Origin of the sequence: Streptomyces roseochromogenus subsp. oscitans DS 12.976 (assembly GCF_000497445.1) — a bacterium.
Taxonomy (GTDB): domain Bacteria; phylum Actinomycetota; class Actinomycetes; order Streptomycetales; family Streptomycetaceae; genus Streptomyces; species Streptomyces oscitans.
In genome coordinates, this window is record NZ_CM002285.1 from 8,804,215 (window position 1) to 8,804,728 (window position 514).

The following is a 514-nucleotide window of genomic DNA, read 5'->3' on the forward strand; positions in this document are numbered from 1 at the left end:
AGGCCCAGCACGTCGTCGACCAGCTGGTAGGCGACGCCGAGATGCCGTCCGGCCCGGTCCAGCGCGCCGGCCGTGGTCTCGTCCGCCCCGCCGAGCACGGCGCCCAGCGCGGCGGCACAGCCCAGCAGCGCGCCCGTCTTGCCCTCCGCCATCGCCCGGTACTCGCCGGGGGTCACCCGCTCCGGACCGGTGCACGGCCGGGCGGCGAACAGCAGGTCGTCGGCCTGCCCGCGCACCAGATCGGCGAGCGCCGCCGACAGCAGCCGTACGGCGCCGGCCCCCTGCGGCACGGTGGCGAGGGTCTCCACCGCCAGCGCGAACAGGGCGTCACCGGCGAGCACCGCCGGGCCCGTGCCGTACGCCTTCCACACGGCGGGGCGACGGCGCCGGGTCGGGTCGCCGTCCATGATGTCGTCGTGCAGCAGTGAGAAGGCATGCACCAGTTCCACCGCCACCGCCGCCGGGACACCGGCCCGCCCGTCGGCGCCCGCCGCCTCGGCGCCGAGCACCGCCA

At 77.8% G+C, this 514-nt stretch carries 1 protein-coding gene; it reads right to left on the reverse strand.

The window, feature by feature from the left end:
- Nucleotides 1-514 (reverse strand): polyprenyl synthetase family protein (locus M878_RS87810; RefSeq protein WP_023553075.1); only part of this gene is annotated, 514 nt, incomplete at both ends.